Source organism: Fictibacillus nanhaiensis (genome assembly GCF_019801215.1).
Taxonomy (GTDB): Bacteria; Bacillota; Bacilli; order Bacillales; family Fictibacillaceae; genus Fictibacillus; species Fictibacillus nanhaiensis_C.
Genome location: NZ_JAHVJO010000013.1, coordinates 1 through 1,610, shown reverse-complemented (window position 1 = coordinate 1,610; position 1,610 = coordinate 1). Strand labels below are relative to the sequence as shown.

The window sequence follows — 1,610 nt, the reverse complement described above, 5'->3', positions numbered from 1 at the left end:
CTTACGAAACAGTCGAAGCTGTTTCATAATCTCCATAGAAAGGAGGTGATCCAGCCGCACCTTCCGATACGGCTACCTTGTTACGACTTCACCCCAATCATCTGTCCCACCTTCGGCGGCTGGCTCCCAAAAGGGTTACCCCACCGACTTCGGGTGTTACAAACTCTCGTGGTGTGACGGGCGGTGTGTACAAGGCCCGGGAACGTATTCACCGCGGCATGCTGATCCGCGATTACTAGCAATTCCGGCTTCATGTAGGCGAGTTGCAGCCTACAATCCGAACTGAGAGTGGCTTTTTGGGATTGGCTTGGCCTCGCGGCTTCGCAACCCTTTGTACCACCCATTGTAGCACGTGTGTAGCCCAGGTCATAAGGGGCATGATGATTTGACGTCGTCCCCACCTTCCTCCGGTTTGTCACCGGCAGTCACCTTAGAGTGCCCAACTGAATGCTGGCAACTAAGGTCAAGGGTTGCGCTCGTTGCGGGACTTAACCCAACATCTCACGACACGAGCTGACGACAACCATGCACCACCTGTCACTCTGTCCCCCGAAGGGGAAAGCTCTATCTCTAGAGTGGTCAGAGGATGTCAAGACCTGGTAAGGTTCTTCGCGTTGCTTCGAATTAAACCACATGCTCCACTGCTTGTGCGGGCCCCCGTCAATTCCTTTGAGTTTCAACCTTGCGGTCGTACTCCCCAGGCGGAGTGCTTAATGTGTTAACTTCAGCACTGAGGGTGGAACCCCCCAACACCTAGCACTCATCGTTTACGGCGTGGACTACCAGGGTATCTAATCCTGTTTGCTCCCCACGCTTTCGCGCCTCAGCGTCAGTTACAGGCCAAAAAGCCGCCTTCGCCACTGGTGTTCCTCCACATCTCTACGCATTTCACCGCTACACGTGGAATTCCACTTTTCTCTCCTGCACTCAAGTCTCCCAGTTTCCAATGACCCTCCACGGTTGAGCCGTGGGCTTTCACATCAGACTTAAGAGACCGCCTGCGCGCGCTTTACGCCCAATAATTCCGGATAACGCTTGCCACCTACGTATTACCGCGGCTGCTGGCACGTAGTTAGCCGTGGCTTTCTGGTTAGGTACCGTCAAGGTACGAGCAGTTACTCTCGTACTTGTTCTTCTCTAACAACAGAGCTTTACGACCCGAAGGCCTTCATCGCTCACGCGGCGTTGCTCGGTCAGGCTTTCGCCCATTGCCGAAGATTCCCTACTGCTGCCTCCCGTAGGAGTCTGGGCCGTGTCTCAGTCCCAGTGTGGCCGATCACCCTCTCAGGTCGGCTACGCATCGTCGCCTTGGTGAGCCGTTACCTCACCAACTAGCTAATGCGCCGCGGGCTCATCTGTAAGTGTCAGCCGAAACCGACTTTCAAAAAGAGGAAATGCTTCCTCTCTTATTATCCGGTATTAGCCCCGGTTTCCCGGAGTTATCCCCGTCTTACAGGCAGATTACCCACGTGTTACTCACCCGTCCGCCGCTAAATCAGAGGAGCAAGCTCCTCATCATTCGCTCGACTTGCATGTATTAGGCACGCCGCCAGCGTTCATCCTGAGCCAGGATCAAACTCTCCATAAAAGTGTTTGACTTGCTCTTGTTT

At 54.3% G+C, this 1,610-nt stretch carries 1 rRNA gene; it reads right to left on the bottom strand.

Features of this window, described 5'->3' with window-relative positions:
* Positions 1-38: 38 nt before the first annotated feature.
* Positions 39-1,588, bottom strand: a 16S ribosomal RNA gene (locus tag KUV80_RS18470).
* Positions 1,589-1,610 lie beyond the last annotated feature (22 nt).